Here is a 17625-nt window from a genome sequence, read left to right on the forward strand (position 1 = left end):
TCCTTTTATTTGTAATATGCAAGTATAAAATTTGTTTTTATAAAAATTTAAAAAATCGAGATAAAAAATTGAATTAGAGAAAGTGTCGTTACACTTTTCTAACCTATTTTCATCTCGATAGATTATGATTTATTCTTTTAAATACTAGATACTAGTTCCAGAAAGTTTTAATACTTTCTGAATCTGATTGACCTTGCTTTTCGCCTAATTTAGCCATATCTGGTCTAATAGATGGATCTACAGTATTGCCACCAAGTTCATTTAATTTATCAAATACTTCTTTACTTGGGGTAATAAGCTTAACTTCAGCACCATTTTGTTCTAATTCATTTATCGCATCTTCCAATTTATATGGTGTGTTGATCGGTAAATTTGTTGATAAAATTAAGACTTTTTTAGCTCCTTTTGCTAAATCTGCATTTTCCATTGAGTGACAACCGCCATCAAAATGTTTGCTATTATTAACTGTTGTTGTTGGCCAAACACCTGGAAGTGATCCACTTGCTGCCATCGCCCTATAAATATCTACATTGGATTCTGTAGTAAATGCTGCTCTTGATTTCGCTTGTGCATCAACAGCCGTAATCATCAAATTTTCAGGCCATTGGTTGACTTTAATTCTATTTTTCAATCGATTAATATGTTCATTTTCATCAAATTTGTCATACTCTAATGCATATTCACTATAGCCTTTTATCCACTCTTTTGGTGTTGATGAATTCTTTTCAATGTCTGCATATCTCGTGAAGATATGGGACATATCACTTTGTGGTGGTTCTTCGTTTGATTTCGGAGCAATTTGTTCTTCAAATATTTCATCCCAACTTTTACTAGACGTAATACCAGTAGCTACCTGAGCACCACCTGATGTACCTATAATTAAATCTGCATTACGAACATCAATACCTTCTTTAGAAAGTGCTGATAAGTATCCTAATTGCCATCCAATTGCTAGTGACCCTCCGCCACCTAGGACAATGGCATGATTCATGTTTTGTTTATTATTCATGTTTAATGCTCCTCTTTTTCTTTTAATCATATTATCTATGATATAGTTGTTCTTTTTCTAGTAAAAGACTAATATGATAGCTAATAATTTATGTTATTCATTTTTAGATTGAATATCTGCTTGGTCTGTATTGTTAGTAATTATTTGTTGAGCGATATTCCAACTATCATGCTCGATATCTAAAACACTTCTTAAATAAGCCCATGTTGTATGTTGTAGTAAGTCAATTCTTTCAGGATTTTCGTCAGTCGTTTCTTTGGCTTCATATCCTGCTATACCACCTAATGAATGTTCCGCTTCATATAATTTTAATAAACTTTTTTTCACCTGGACTTAAATAATACGGTTCTTCCATCCATTCAGGTCCTATACTAGTTAATGGATTTTGATCTTTATCTCCCACTACAACTAAAGCTGGTTTAGTCATATGTTCAAAGGTTGGATTTAAAAACGAAAAGTTATCTTTCGCAAATTGTGTTAACTTGTCTCCACCTTCTCCAGCAGTTGCTAATAAAATTCCGCCTTTCACTCTATCATCAGAATAATCTGTTGTCGCTTTAGTTATCGGATCAATCACTTGAAGTCCTAATAAATTACCTGCTGTTTGACCACCGAATGAGTGACCAACTGTCGCAATCTTACTCGTGTCTAATCGTCCACTCAAACCTGGGACTTGAGTCTCAATATATCCCAAATGATCTAAAATTGTTTTAACATCTTCCACTCGCTGACGCCATAAGTTTGATTGTCTAGGATCATCTTGAGACATGCCAATCGTTCTTGAATCTAAAAATGTAGGTTGAATGACAACAAATCCATGCGATGCCCAAAAGTCAGTTAAAGGTTCATATGCGTGCATTGAAGATCCAAATCCATGTGCAAATAAAATGATAGGTAAATTGTTACCTTCAGACGGCATACTTACTTTCACTTGTAATTCATCACCACGTTCAGTTGGCGTTGGTAAAGAAATCGGTTTGATTGTCATACTAGGAATAGCTTCGTTTATATTAAAATTGAGTTGATTCATTTTAAAAGCCTCACTTTTTTATTAGTTAAATTTTGTGGATTTTGAGTATAAAAAGTATATTTATTAAGCAAGTTTAAAATGAGACACTCTGAAATTCAAATATATTGACTGTAATAGACCAATTTGTATTTATTTAATAAAAATATGCCTTGATAACATCTTTTAAGATGTACCAAGACATATAGCTATATCAATATTATTTTTCAATCTATAAAATAAGCAGGTATGGATTTTCGATATATTTTGCAAGCACTTTTAGGAAGTCCGCTGTTCCTGCACCAAAATTTAAAAATTCTAACATTCCAATCAAAGTTCATTATATTTAATCAGAAGTAATATACCTATAAATATCATCTCTAACTGGTTGATACATAGATAATTTCATCGTTACAACTGAATTTCCGTTAGGCATTATATCTTCCTCTTCTGTCCCTTCAATATAATTAGCTGTTCCAAGATAGTAGAAGTACTTACCATCATCGTCTTTTTTCTTTACAAAAATATACATTGTTACATTATTTTCCACATGATTGAGTATATTTTGTACTTCTGGAGATTGGATTTTTCTTGGTGACCTTGTGTACCATTTCAACTCATCTTGGCTTAAAAACTCATCTTCATATTTAGTATTATCACTTATGTCTTCATGTTTATCATAAGTGATAAATATAGGTAAAGTTTGATGTTTCATTTTATAGCCATTTATAGTTCCCGACTCATCACTATCCCAATTAAGCAGTTTAACAAAATCTTCACGGGAATATTTATTATAAATAATCATCCTATTTCCACTATCTTGATATCGACGATTATTATATTTAGACAGTTCTATTAAATCAAAAATATATTTTAAAAATAATGGATTATTTAATGAGTTGGAAAATTCTTTTGTTAATTGAATTTTGTCATTTTCAATATTTATAAGTGGTTCACCATAAGTATCACCAATTGTTGATTTGAATAATGAGAAGTCTAAAATTTTCAGGGATGTTATTACATCTTTTTCAATTATATCGTCGTTTAATTTTCTCATTTTCTCTAATAATTCTTTAATGAATATGGGGCCTTTCAATATTTCTTCTAATACTAAAATATCCACTTTCTTTAAACCTGGAGTTAGTTGCCTTGATAAAAAAGTTAAGTTTTTAAATTCATTAAGATTGATTTTATCTTCTATGTATTTATTTTTTAATAAAAACTCATGATAATTTTTGTATTTAGAAAAAATAACACTAGGATCAATTGAATTTTGTCTAATAAAATCCATTAACATAGGTAGTCTACCAATTCTATTCTGAACTGTTTCATAGGCTTCTCTTATCAATTTAGGCTGATTTAATTTAACTGCATCTAAAGAATCATAAATCTTTTTCTTAGCTATTTCTTCAAAATTTATTGTAGACACACCGTTTAATTCACTATTAGAAGTTAAAAACTTTTTATAACTATCCTTATTTTGAGACTGATCTCCTGATAGAGCGACTGGTATTAAATAATTCGTTTTATAATTCCCAATAAAATCAATAACTGTAACGTATTCTTTATTGTTACTTTTCCTTAATCCTCTACCTAATTGTTGAATAAATATGATACTTGATTCAGTTGGTCTTAACATTACGACTTGATTAACTTCAGGAATATCAATACCTTCATTGAATAAGTCTACAGTTATAATATAGCTAATTTCTCCATTTTTTAAACGCTCAATTGTGGTACTTCTTAATTCAATTTTATCTTTTCCTGTTAATCCTACAGAAGGTATTCCATGATCGGTTAATTTCTGCGCTAATTCATATGCTTCATCTCTTCGACTTACAAAAATTAACCCTTTAAGTTCTTCTCCAGAATAACCATAATAGTTAGTTTTATCTAAAATATTTTGCAATCGTTCATCTGACGTTAGATTCTTTAAATCTGCAACTTCCTCACTTATTTCTCCACCAATTGAATAATCAGTAACACCAAAATAGTGAAAGGGACATAAAATTTCACTTTCCAATGCTTCTTGTAATCTAATTTCAAAAGCTACATTATAATCAAATAATTCATATATATTTAGATCATCAGATCTTTCTGGTGTAGCTGTCATACCTAACATAAACTTGGGTGTGAAATAGTTGAATATTCTTTGGTAGCTCGAAGCAGCAGATCTATGAGCCTCATCAAATACAATATAATCAAAATGTTCTTTTGAGAATGCTTTAAAATTTTCATTATTAGATAAAGTTTGAATAGTAGCAAACAAATATTTTGCATTAACGTTTTTGTGTTTACCAGTAAGTAAACCAAATTCATTATCATCAATATGAGGCATTACTTTTTGAAATTCTTCTCTGGCTCTATTTAAAATACCTTCGTTATGTACGATAAATAAAAACTTTTCTGGGTTAAACGCTCTAACATCTAATGCACACAATATTGTTTTCCCTGTTCCTGTAGCCGAAATAATAAGACTTCTATCTTTTCCTTCTTTTCTGTGTGAATCCAGACAACTTAATGCTTCTTTCTGCATTTTATTAGGCTGAATATTAAATACGCTTTTATATTTATCATTCAACACTTTTTGTTGATTTTGTAATTCAAATATTTGTTTTATTGACTTGTATTCAAAAGTCTCTTTATAATCATCAATCCATTTCTGAGTTAAGGATATACTTTTATCCCATAGGTCATTAAATTGTGACTTAATATTATGTACTAATTCACCATTTCTATGAGTTGATAACAATATATTATGTTCGTAATTAATTTTTAATGCATTAGAGGTTAGATTTGAACTACCAATGATCATAGAAGAGTAATTTTCATGATCAAAAATATACCCTTTTGCATGAAACCCTTCTACATCAGTTAAACGTACTTCCACATTTTCTAATTTTAATAATTCACTATACATTTTAGGACTATTAAATCCTAAATAATTGGAAGTTAATATTCTCCCTTTTATTCCTTTACGATTTAAATCATATAATATGGATTTTAAACTAGCTAATCCACTTTCAGTAATGAATGCTACTGAAATACTAAAAGATATACACTTTTGTAACTCTTGAACTATTGTAGATAAAACATTTTCATTTTTATTATTTATTAATAATTTGGGAGTAAAATTTCCTTGGTGCGAAACATTTTTATCTATAAATCCTTTATGTAAAGATTGTGTGAAATCTTCAATTAATCTATTCATAGCTATTCTCCTTCAATTATTAATTTAACCGCTGGAATATCTGCTGGAGCCCATGTTAATGAATTAAGCTGGTTAATTGGTAACCACTTTATTTCTTTATGTTCAGTTAAAGTAGGAACATCTTGGTTTAATTGACACTTAAAGGTTGTTAAGTTAACTATACCAAAATCATATTCATACTCTGTAGTTGTCAATTTTTCATTAATAGAAATATCACATTTCATTTCTTCTTGAATTTCTCTAATCAAGGCTTCTTCTTCTGATTCATTTTTTTCAACTTTTCCACCTGGAAATTCCCACATTAAAGGTAGGCTCATTTTTTCACTTCTTTGAGCACATAAAATTTTATTATCAGAAAATATAATTGCTCCAACTACATTTATCACTTTTTTCATATATTTCACCTTCTCTATCAAATTTATATATACATTCTATCAAATAATTTAAAAGCAGTAAGTTAACTAATAAAAATATAGAAATTTCATTGAAATCAGAAGTGTAAAAATCCGAACAAGTTCTTCACTTGTCCGGATTCAAAATCTTTCTATTTAATTTTATCAAACAACTTTTTAAAGTTGGCTGCGGCGTTTTCTTGTTTGAGTGTTGCTTTTGTAGCAACATGTGTTAGTGGTTCTCTAACTACTTTATCCATGTATTTTGCAAATTCTTCAATATTATCTGGTTCTACTAAATAACCATTAACGCCATCATCAATAATTTCACTTGGACCGTATCTAACGTCATATGAAATAACTGGACAGCCCACTTCTATACTTTCCATTACTGTTAAACCAAAGCCCTCATACTTACTAGTTAATAATGAAGCTTTAGACTTTCTAAATTCATCCAATGGATTATTAGTATAGTTATATACTTTTACTTTATCACCTAGGTTATACTCTTTTATTAAATCTAACATTAATTTTTTTTGATTGGCTTCATCTGGTCCAAACACTGTTAATTCAGTATCATGACCATAAGATAGAAATTGTTTATATGCTTTAATTAAGTGGTCAATTTGTTTTTGTAAACCTAATCTACCAATAAATACAAATCGGTCTAATTTTTCAACTTGATCTGATTCAGGATATGGTTCAATAAAATGCGGAATAACAGATATTTTATTGTCATCGATATCATACAAGTTTTGAATATCATCTTTTTGCATTTGAGTAAGTAATAAATATTGAGCTACTTTATCAGCATTTCCTAGCGCAGTTTTGTATGAGCCTTTTACATTTTCTCCATCTAAATGACTATTGTGGAATACAAGAACGTTTTTAGTTTTAGGTATTTGATTAAGCATTGGTTTATCTAATACTCTAGCATCATTAAAGATGATATCTCCGTCTTTAAAGCGATGGTTGAAATAATACTCAAATAAATCTTTTTCAGTTTTAAATGAGCGTAAATATTTATTGTCTTTAAATATTTGAATAAAATCGATACGTTTATCTACACTAGCATCATAAAATTTCTTACAATAAATTTGTCCTTCTGTATCGTAGTATTCTTCTAATATTTTAAAGTATGTTTTACTAGAGAAATAATTAATTTTATGAAGTTGACCATACACATTGTACTCATGACGTTCAATTCTTTTCTTAGATACAGGAGACATAACATCTTCGAATTTTACAATATTAGTACCTTCATAATATCTTCTATAAAGAACGTACGTATCTCCATCATAATAACGAACGACATTACCATCTTTAAATTCTTTCTTTTGTAGTCCTTCAATTTCTTTATCTTTTTCTTTATAAATTGGTTTTTTCTTAAATTTTGTCGTTGGTATAGATAATAATTTAAAATCTGAAAGCCAATCATATAAATTTTCGTATTCTGTATTTTTAGTTACAAAACCTTTTTTTAAAAATTCATCATATACTTCTTTATAATTAGCATTATAATTTGTAGTATATATCTTATTAACGATATTCATTTCCTCATCTAAAAACTTGATTCGTTTTAATAACGCTTTAGTTCTTCCCCCATGGATTGGTGGCAATGTGCTTGTAATTGTATTAATCATATTTAATCCCCATTTATATTTGATATGCTAATTATATGAGACAACATTTAAAAAGTATAGACTTTTGATATTAAAAAATAATTGATAAACACTTATTTTTTAATATTGTCATAAATACTTAAATTTCAACTTTGAATTTTTCTCATCATTTTTTATATCTTTTTAATGTAACTTACAATAAATGTACTATATAATAAGATTAACTTACATGCGTACATCTGTATTCAATATACCCGTTTGATAATGATTTAAAATAATTAATTTAGATGTAACGCGATTATTTTTTAAAGGGGAATTTTATATTATGAAAGATAATTGGACTAAAGTAGCTGATGAAAGTTTAGTTAAAGACTTTTATGAGAACCAATCAACTGAAGCTCAACAAGAAGGCTTTGAAACAACACTTGCTTTTGGTACGGCTGGAATAAGAGGCAAATTAGGACTTGGAGAAGGACGTTTAAACCGATTTACTGTATCTAAAGTCGCTTTAGGCTTAGCCAAGTTTTTACAATCCAAACACACATCACCAGTAGCAGTGATTCATTATGATACAAGACATTTGTCACCGGAATTCGCTCAAATTATCGCAACGATTTTAGCTAGTAATGATATCAAAGTTTATTTATCTGATACATACCGTACAACACCTGATTTATCTTATGCTGTTAGATTTTTAGAAGCAGATGCGGGTGTCATGATTACTGCAAGTCATAATCCTAAAGACTATAACGGTATCAAAGTTTACGGTGAAGACGGTGCACAACTGTCTACAGAACCATCTGCCGAGCTAAGTGATTATATTAACGATTTAGGTGATCCACTTAACATTGAACTACCTGAATTAAATGAACAACAACAATCAAACATTTTAACAGTCCCAACTGACGTAAGAACATCATACTTTGAACACATTAAGGAATTAGTCGGTGACATTCCTAAATCAAATTTACAAGTGGTGTTTACAAGTTTACATGGAACAAGCGTACCTGTTGTACCTGACATTTTGACAACGTTAAATTTCAATCAATTTAATTTAGTTGAAGCGCAATGTAAACCTGATCCTAACTTCAGTTCTGTTGCAAGTGCAAATCCAGAAGATCATAAAGCGTTTGATCAATCCATTGAACTTGCAAATCAAATTAAAGCTGATTTATTAATTAGTACTGATCCAGATGCTGACCGTTTAGGTATAGCAGAGCGTGATGCAGACGGTAATATTCATTACTTTAATGGTAACCAAATTGGTGCCCTATTATTAAATTATCGTATTAATGAAACAGCACACTTAAACAATAGAATTATGATTCAATCTATTGTAAGTAGTGAACTAGCTAAGTCATTAGCGCGTTATCATAATGTAGAATACAAAGAAGTGTTAACTGGCTTTAAATATATTGCTGAAGAAATTAGAAATATGTCTGATGATCAAAATTACTTACTTGGTTATGAAGAAAGTTATGGTTTCCTAGCTGGTCCATTCGTAAGAGATAAGGATGCGATTCAGATCGTACCGCTTATTATTAAATATGCTTCTGAACTTAAAAATGAAGGACGTATGTTAAAAGATGAGTTGGAAGATATCTACCAACAAGTAGGACACCACAATGACAAATTATTCTCTCATACATTTGAAGGTGCAAAAGGCAAAGCAATTATCGATGATATTATGACAACATATAGAAATAACCCACCACGTTCTATTAATGGATTAGATGTCATTGCTATTGAAGATTATGAAACAGGAGAAAAAGTTGATTTCCAAACAAATCAAACCTCTTCTATTACGTTACCTAAAGCAAATGTACTTAAAATTTACTTCAAAGAAGGGTTTATTGCATTAAGACCTTCTGGTACTGAACCTAAGATCAAATTGTATGTATCATTAACACATGACGATTTTGATAATATTACAAACAAAATAAATTCATTTATTTTTGATAAATAATAAGAAGCTTCTCCAATCAATGGAGAAGCTTTTTATTATACCGCACATTTAATTATTTAATATTTTGATATTTTAATTGATAGTGCTATACTTTTAGTGATTTTCAAATATATTATTCAGTCATAAAAATAACAATTTCAAAACACTAATTAGGGAGAGAGTATTATTCAAAAGCTTATTTCAATTATTGTACCTGTATATAATAAAGAAGCATATTTAGAAACATGTATTCAATCTTTGATAGACTTAAAAATAGATAAAACGCTTATTGAAGCAATATTCATAGATGATGTATCCACAGATAAATCATATGAATTACTAAAACAATATAACGAAAAATATGACTTTATTCAGACGTACCAACTAGATGAAAATTCTGGTGGTCCTGCGGTTCCAAGAAATTTAGGTATTAAAAAAGCACAAGGTGATTATGTTACTTTCTTAGATGCTGATGATTGGTTAGATACTGAAGGTTTCCCTAAATTTGTTGAACAAGTGAACAGTCATCAATCAGATATTGGATTTGGTCAATGTTATAAACATACTAATGAAAACATTAAAAAAATTGCTCGTTTTGCGTCATATAAACAGGATGATAATTTAGTTCCAAGTGATATTTTCAAAATATTTCGTGCTGTAGGACCACCAGGTAAAATTTACAAACGTTCTATTTTGTTAGATCATCATATTACCTTTAAACATATGAAATATGGGGAAGATAAATTATTCTTTTTTGAAACTTTACCTTTATGCCATTCAGCATCAATGACCACTGAACCTGTATATCATGTAAACCGTTACGAACTAAATGACTCTCTAGTTAATGACACTAACATGTTAGAGAAATCACAATTAAATTTAAATATACTTGAGCATGTCTTAAAGATGGATATAGAAAATGGAATTATGATTAAAATTTTAAGTAGAATAGTGGAAATTGATTTTATTTCTAGATTTTTATTAACTAAGACATTTAATAAATCAAAAGATAAATCATTCTTTTATAAGCAGTTTGATAAAGTAGAGTCTTTAATTACTAATGCAGGTTACAATATGAATGATTTAATTATTACTGATAAATTCAAACGTATTTATGACGCTTATCAACAAAATAAAAATATTTTAGAATCATTAATCAACTTTTTATTGAATGATGCAAAAGTTAGTAAGTATATTAAAGAAAATACTATGTACTACATGTATCCTGAAGATTTAAAACATTTACCTGAATTAGCACTCGATTGTGTGCCTATATTTAGAGGTACATATTATATTAAAGATGAATTATACGATGAAATTGAGATTTTTAAATTAGCAGAAACAGAAATAAATTCCGTCGAACTAATTAAAATTCACGACGAACGATACATTAAACCCGTCAAATATGAGTGGACAAATCAATCACTTTATATTAAACATAAAGATATCTTCTTTAAAAATACTGACTTTAATATTTCAATCACTTATAATGATTTTGAGAAGTGTTTAGTAAAAGCTACACCACCTCATTATAGCGATTATAATTATTTAAAACGTCAGAACTTATCATTAGCATTTCACTCATACAAAGATGGAGATGAAGACATAAACATGAAACAATATCTAACTGATACACCAAAGCATGTTGTCGCATTGCAAAAGTTTAAGAAGTATGAAGAAGCAAACTTTATAAACGAAATAAGTGATATTAATAAAGGCCAATGTATTCGTATTATCCATATGGATAAAAGTGATAAAGGCACTCCTAGATTGGTTACAGAGGATGGAAGTTATATAACTGCTAATCAAGATTTTGTTACACCAATCAATCTTGATAGTATTGAAGGCTATATTACAAACACTCCGAAATCTGTTGAAGTAATTAAGAAATGTAAGCTATATGAGGATGTAGGTTTTAAGAAAGATCCAGTTAAGACTTTAGAAAAAGGCACAAAAATAGATATTATTGATATCGAATTTACTAGTAAGTTAACACCTAGATTAAAAACAACAGATGGTTATTATTTAACTGCTAATCAAGGTTTTATCAAAGTTTTAAAATAATATTGAAAAAGCATCAATCACTATACATTGTGATTGATGCCTTTTTGCTTTATAAGTCTAATTGTTTAATGAATGCTTTTAAATCATCTTTCATGTCTTTATCTTTTAATGCATATTCAATCGTTGTTTTAACGAATCCTAATTTTTCACCAACGTCGTATCGATCACCTTCGAAGTCATATGCGTACACTTGGCTTTCTGTGTTCATACGTTCGATTGCGTCAGTTAATTGAATTTCATTTCCTGCGCCTTCTTCTTGTGTTTCAAGATAGTCAAAGATTTCTGGTGTTAATACATAACGTCCCATTATAGCTAAGTTTGATGGTGCTGTACCTTGTTTAGGTTTTTCTACGAATTTTTTAACTTCATAACGTAATCCAGATTGTTCTAATGGATCAATGATACCGTAACGGTGTGTATCTTCTGGTGCTACTTCTTGCACACCAATGACAGATTTACCAGTTTCATCATAGACATCCATTAATTGTTTAATCGCAGGTGTTTCAGATTCAACAATGTCATCGCCTAATAACACTGCAAATGGTTCATCGCCAATAAATTGACGTGCTGTGTGGATGGCATGACCTAAACCTTTTTGTTCTTTTTGTCTAACGTAAAAGATATTAGCTAAATCGGTTGAATATTGAACGCGTTCTAATAAATCATTTTTACCTTTTTCTTCTAATACCATTTCTAGTTCTTTTTGGTTATCAAAGTGGTCTTCAATCGCACGTTTATGTTTACCTGTAACGATAATAATGTCTTCGATACCTGCCCTTGATGCTTCTTCAACGATGTATTGAATAGTTGGTTTATCTAGAATTGGAAGCATTTCTTTCGGCATTGCTTTTGTTGCTGGTAAAAATCTAGTACCCAAACCAGCTGCTGGAATAATTGCTTTTTTTATTTGTTTCAAAGTCTCTACTACCCCTTTTTTAAAAGAATAACTGCTAATGTATAACATCATTTTATCATTAATACCACAATGTGCATAGTTTACATCATTTTAATATTTTACATTAAATTAATGTGAGAATTTTTTATATTTAAAACAATATATTGTTCATTAGGATTTTGGGATTTCTATTACTATATCTCCTACTATTTGAAGTCAACTAGTAGTATTTTACACTCAAACTTATTACCTTAATCTTCATATCATAGTATAATTTAAGTATAATATTACACCTAGCAACTTTTAGAGTGTTTACTAGGTGGAAAAACTAAGCAACATATTTTGAGGGTTAACTCAATTCATATGTTCTACACAAACAGCTTTTAGACTCGTCTTATTGCAGTAAGACGGGTTTATTTTTTTGCTCGAATGTGCTTGATAAACCACATAACAATAAATGTAATAGTTACCACAACCGGTAAATATACAATGATATGTATAGTAATATCTATTGTTATCATTATCATCCCTGCACATTAGACCTTCTTAGTAATTGATTACTTAGAAGGTTTTATGCATGAACTTCAGTTCATGTATACCATTAAGTTTTCAAAGCTTTTATATCAATGCTTCACAGTTATTCAAAAATGGTTTAGACAGACAAGAAATATATCAGTTTTTGTTGCGACCTTTTATAAATCCATACAAAAATACCGACTGTCTCCAGCCGGTATAATTATAAATATTTTATACGAATAAACTAATAAATAAGATGAAGATAATGCCTGATACCGAAATAACTGTCTCTAGTAATGACCAAGTTAAGAAAGTTTCTTTAACTGTTAATCCAAAATACTCTCTGAACATCCAGAAACCAGCGTCATTGACATGAGATAAGATAACACTACCTGCACCAATAGCTAGTACGACTAAAGCAACATTGGTATCTGACGCTTGAAGTAATGGCATGACTATACCTGTAGTAGAGATAGCCGCAACAGTAGCGGACCCTAATGCGATTCTAAGTACTGCAGCAACAATCCATGCGAGTAAAATTGGGGACATATGTGTACCTTCAAACATTTTTGCGATTGTGTCACCAACACCGCCATCTATTAGAACTTGTTTGAATGTACCGCCACCACCAATGATTAACAACATCATACCAATTGGATATATAGCTTGTGTGACTGATTCCATAATATCTTCCATTTTTCTTTTTCGAAGTATTCCCATAGTAAATATTGCAAAGATAACTGCTATAAGCATTGCAGTACCCGCATTACCAATTAGATAAATGATCGACTCAACACTATTTTTAGGTGTATCATGTCCAGTAACCAATTGAACAATTGTTGAAATCAGCATCAATATAACTGGTAATATTGCAGTTAAAATACTAATACCAAATCCTGGCATTTCCTCATTAGTAAATTCTTTTTGTGCACCTAATGCTGAAATATCTCCTTCACGTGAGTATGCTGAAGGAATGATTTTTTGTGCAAATTTATTAAATAATGGGCCTGCTATTAAAGTGACTGGAATTGAAATAATAATTCCGTACATTAATACATGACCAAGATTTGCTTTTAATTCTTTCGCAATAACAACTGGTCCAGGATGTGGAGGTAAGAATCCATGTGTCACAGATAAAGCTGTTACCATTGGTAAACCTAGTTTTAAAATAGAAACGTTTGCACGTTTAGCTACTGTGAATACAAGTGGGATTAATAAGACTAGTCCTACTTCAAAGAACAATGCTATACCAACGATGAATGCTGCAATAAGCATCGCCCACTGTACATGTTTCTGTCCAAACTTTGCGATTAATGTATCAGCGATTCTTGTCGCGCCTCCACCATCAGAAAGTAACTTTCCTAAAATAGCACCTAATCCAAAAATTAAAGCTATATGACCTAATGTGCTACCCATTCCGTTTTCAACAGTTTCCATAATTTTATTGAGTGGCATTCCTAGTAGTAATGCCGTGATTATCGATGTAATAATTAGAGCAATAAAGGTATTCAATTTTAAAAATATAATTAAACTTAATAAAATGATAATTCCTAAAACAACGCTAATTAGTGGCCAAATTTCTCCAAACATGGCAGTCCCTTCTTCCTTTTCTGTGTTATTCTCAATAAAGTTGCTCGAATTCAAAAGTGACATGGCTACATTGCAATTAAATACTGTCTATGTGCTAAGATATTTTATGAAATCAATTAATCCATATGTTGACGTTGAAAATCTGCAATTTCACTATAAGATTCTGTTAATGAACGACTAATCTTAATGAATATTTTGACTAACTGTTGATAAATGTCTACTGTATTCGGATCAGGTTGATGTTCATGAGTTGTTCCAACCATTTGTTCAATTATTGAAAAATCATCTATTTCTCCTAGTGCCTTCATACCTAGAACGCAAGCACCAAGACATGAGCTTTCATAGCTTTCAGGTACACTTAATTGTGTATCAAAAATATCTGCCATCATTTGACGCCATATTTCACTTTTCGCAAATCCACCTGTTGCTTTAATTTCATTTGGTGTTTCTTTCATCACTTCAATCAATGCAAGATATACAGTATATAAGTTATATAAAACGCCTTCTAATGCAGCACGAATCATATGTTCTTTTTTATGTGATAATGTAAGTCCAAAGAAAGACCCTCTTGCATCGGCATTCCACAACGGTGCTCGTTCACCTGCTAAATATGGATGGAAGATTAAACCATCTGCTCCAGGTTTAACTCGACTTGCAATTTGTGTTAGTACATCATATGGATCAACACCAAGTCTTTTAGCCGTTTCAACTTCACTAGCTAATATTTCATCTCGAAGCCATCTTAAAATAACGCCACCATTATTTACTGGCCCACCAATAACATAGTGTTCATCAGTTAACACATAACAAAATATACGTCCTTTTTCGTCTGTTCTCGGTTTATCAATAACAGTTCTTATCGCTCCAGACGTTCCGATAGTGACTGCTACTTCACCTTGCTGATAACTATTAACACCGAGATTTGATAAAACGCCATCACTTGCCCCTATGACGACTGGTGTATTTTCATCAATGCCCATTAAAGTTGCATATCGTTTTTTCATTCCAGTTAAAATATGTGTTGTTGGTACCAACTCTGGTAATTGAAATCGTGAAATACCTAATAAATTGAGTACATCATCATCCCAATCTAATTGTTCAAGGTTAAACATACCTGTTGCTGAAGCCATTGAATGATCAATCACATATTGCTCAAATAATTGATATAAAATATATGTCTTAATATCAGCAAACATGGCAGTATTATCGAAAGTAGATTGTTGTTCGTGTTTCATCCAGAAAATTTTTGATAACGGTGACATTGGATGGATTGGCGTGCCTGTTCTTCTATAAATATCTAATCCATTATATTGATTATTGATTAATGTTGCGTATTTGCTTGCTCTATTATCTGCCCAAGTAATGTTTTCAGTTAATCTATGATGATTTTCATCCATAGCTACAAGACTATGCATTTGTGCACTAAAAGAAATCAATTTAATATCTTCTTTTGCTATGTTTGCTTCCCTTACCACATATTTCACTGTCATTAAGACTGCATCAAATAGTTCGTCTGGATTTTCTTCAGAGACATCAACATTAGGTGTATGTAATTCATATCCAATGTTATGCTTCATTATAAATTGTCCATTTTCGTCATATAGCACTGACTTAGTACTCGTTGTCCCTATATCGACTCCAATCATATATTTCATCATTTCCCCTACTTTCTCAAAAAAATTATCGTAACCAAAATCCTTCTATATCTTTTCCAACATCATCAAAGTTTAAATGAAATGCTTCTCTTAATTTGTCTGAATCTTTATTATCAACCGCTTCCACAAAAACGTTATGATTGCGATGAATACGTTCAAAATCTTCCGGATTTTGTAACATTCTACGTCTCATAGACAATAAAATGAGTGATTCCATGACAGGTTTAAGATGGTACCAAAAGGTTTTTAGATATTGATGATTAGAAGCTAAAATCATTGCCTCATGAAACTCGAAATCATGTTTTGTAAATGATTCAGCATCTTCGAATTGTACGGCTACTTTCATCATTTCTAACTGCTTTTTCATTTCCTTTGCGATAGCTTGTGTATCCTGTGTTCTCAACCTTGAAAAGGCAAACGATTCTAACATCAAACGTAAGTCATATAGCTCTCTCTTTTCTTGCTCTCCAAAAGGTAGAACCTGTGCACCCATTCGTTCTAAATGTATCAATTGGTCTGTTTGTAATAGTTTAAAAGCATCTCTAACAGGTGATCGGCTTACATTAAATTGTTTAGCAACTTGATTTTCTGTTAACCAAGTCTCAGATTCAATGTCACCATTAATAATGCCTAATCTTATTTCAGCCGCGATTGATTCACCTGTAGTTAAATGTCTTTTCCAACTTTCTGGATAGCCATATGTCATATCTTACACCTCAATTTCCAGTTGCCTTTATACTTGTATACAAGTATATTAATATATGTATCCTCGTTTTGCAAACGCTTACTAATTATTATAAGTCTCTCAATTTAATCGAAACTTTTAAGTTACCTATGTTATTTTCACTAACCAGTTATTTTGATGTAGTGGTTATTATTTTCGATAATCTTATACAAAAAAGTAGTATATTTTAGTCATTAACTTTGAATAAAATATACTACACTTCATTACTCTGTTTAATTTTCCGAGATTTCTGAGTGAATTTGCTGCATTTTTCTTTCAACATCTGTTATTTCTGTTGCACATTGTTCTAACAGTCCTTTATATTTTTCAGTATCTGTATTATTTTTGTATCGGATTTTATGTTCTAAACTTGCCCACATATCCATACCAATTGTTCTTATCTGGATTTCTACTGGTGTTACTTCTACAGAATCAGCTAAAAATACAGGAATCGTTACAACAATATGTAAACTTCGATAGCCATTTTCTTTAGGATGTTCAATGTAATCTTTACGTTTGATTAATTTGACATCTTCTTGTTTTAATAACATTTTTTCAATTACATAAATATCATCTAAGTAATTACATATAACTCTTATACCAGCAATATCCATAATATTTTCTTTGGCACTTTCAGCACTTACTTCCAAATCTTTGCGTTTTAGCTTTCCAACTAAACTACCCATTTCTTTCACACGACGTTCCATATGATGAATAGGGTTATGTTTATACATATGATTAAAGTTATCATCTAATATACTTAGTTTAGTACTAATTTCTTTAAGTGCTGATGAATAAATATGATCTAACTCAACAAAGCCTACTAAAATATCAAAAGCTTCATCGCTATTTTTAAATGTATTCAAACTATTTTTAAATTCTGTTCTTAAGTCTTCTAGATATAATGAGGGTTTTCTCTCTACATACATATTATTTCCTCCAACTTCTTTATCAATTTTATTATAACTAAGTTCATAAAGAAGAAGAAATAATTGC

The 17625-nt window shown here is 30.3% G+C and carries 11 protein-coding genes and 1 pseudogene; 2 read left to right on the forward strand and 10 right to left on the reverse strand.

Going from position 1 to position 17625, the window contains the following annotated elements; translation table 11 throughout:
• Window positions 1–151: 151 nt before the first annotated feature.
• The 5 genes and pseudogenes from LFT63_RS07415 to LFT63_RS07435 form a co-directional block, all read right to left on the reverse strand.
• Window positions 152–1009, reverse strand: coding sequence for a patatin-like phospholipase family protein (locus LFT63_RS07415; RefSeq protein ID WP_029056114.1), 858 nt, complete (start codon window positions 1007–1009; stop codon window positions 152–154).
• Window positions 1010–1102: 93 nt separating this feature from the next.
• Window positions 1103–2039 (reverse strand): annotated as a pseudogene (locus tag LFT63_RS07420) (alpha/beta hydrolase family protein).
• 322 nt (window positions 2040–2361) lie between these two features.
• Window positions 2362–5226 (reverse strand): DEAD/DEAH box helicase, encoded by a 2865-nt coding sequence (locus LFT63_RS07425; RefSeq protein WP_029056112.1) that lies wholly within the window; start codon window positions 5224–5226, stop codon window positions 2362–2364.
• 2 nt (window positions 5227–5228) lie between these two features.
• Window positions 5229–5621, reverse strand: coding sequence for a (deoxy)nucleoside triphosphate pyrophosphohydrolase (locus LFT63_RS07430; RefSeq protein ID WP_029056111.1), 393 nt, complete (start codon window positions 5619–5621; stop codon window positions 5229–5231).
• 149 nt (window positions 5622–5770) lie between these two features.
• Window positions 5771–7261, reverse strand: coding sequence for a glycosyltransferase (locus LFT63_RS07435; protein WP_340768532.1), 1491 nt, complete (start codon window positions 7259–7261; stop codon window positions 5771–5773).
• Between the two features lie 304 nt (window positions 7262–7565).
• Here LFT63_RS07435 and LFT63_RS07440 point away from each other — a divergent pair, with 304 nt between their 5' ends.
• Together LFT63_RS07440 and LFT63_RS07445 are read left to right on the forward strand one after the other, a co-directional pair.
• Window positions 7566–9206 carry a phospho-sugar mutase gene (locus LFT63_RS07440; protein ID WP_340768534.1) on the forward strand — a complete coding sequence of 547 codons (1641 nt, stop codon included), beginning with the start codon at window positions 7566–7568 and terminating at the stop codon, window positions 9204–9206.
• A 186-nt stretch (window positions 9207–9392) separates the two neighbouring features.
• Entirely contained in the window at window positions 9393–11249 is a 1857-nt protein-coding gene (locus LFT63_RS07445) for a glycosyltransferase family 2 protein (protein WP_154835346.1), read from the forward strand.
• A gap of 49 nt (window positions 11250–11298) precedes the next feature.
• On the opposite strand, the gene galU is transcribed toward LFT63_RS07445, so the two are convergent.
• From galU to LFT63_RS07470, 5 genes are all read right to left on the reverse strand, one after another.
• Window positions 11299–12165 carry a UTP--glucose-1-phosphate uridylyltransferase GalU gene (gene galU, locus LFT63_RS07450; RefSeq protein ID WP_029056107.1) on the reverse strand — a complete coding sequence of 289 codons (867 nt, stop codon included), beginning with the start codon at window positions 12163–12165 and terminating at the stop codon, window positions 11299–11301.
• A gap of 726 nt (window positions 12166–12891) precedes the next feature.
• Entirely contained in the window at window positions 12892–14250 is a 1359-nt protein-coding gene (locus tag LFT63_RS07455) for a gluconate:H+ symporter (RefSeq protein ID WP_208970299.1), read from the reverse strand.
• A gap of 116 nt (window positions 14251–14366) precedes the next feature.
• On the reverse strand, window positions 14367–15905 hold the full coding sequence (gene gntK, locus LFT63_RS07460; protein ID WP_340768535.1) for a gluconokinase: 1539 nt from the start codon (window positions 15903–15905) through the stop codon (window positions 14367–14369).
• A gap of 25 nt (window positions 15906–15930) precedes the next feature.
• Window positions 15931–16611, reverse strand: coding sequence for a GntR family transcriptional regulator (locus LFT63_RS07465; protein ID WP_029056103.1), 681 nt, complete (start codon window positions 16609–16611; stop codon window positions 15931–15933).
• A 251-nt stretch (window positions 16612–16862) separates the two neighbouring features.
• Window positions 16863–17558, reverse strand: coding sequence for a GTP pyrophosphokinase (locus tag LFT63_RS07470; RefSeq protein ID WP_017636535.1), 696 nt, complete (start codon window positions 17556–17558; stop codon window positions 16863–16865).
• Between the last annotated feature and the right edge of the window lie 67 nt (window positions 17559–17625).

The organism is Staphylococcus sp. FSL H8-0121 (genome assembly GCF_038008425.1).
Classification (GTDB): domain Bacteria; phylum Bacillota; class Bacilli; order Staphylococcales; family Staphylococcaceae; genus Staphylococcus; species Staphylococcus pasteuri.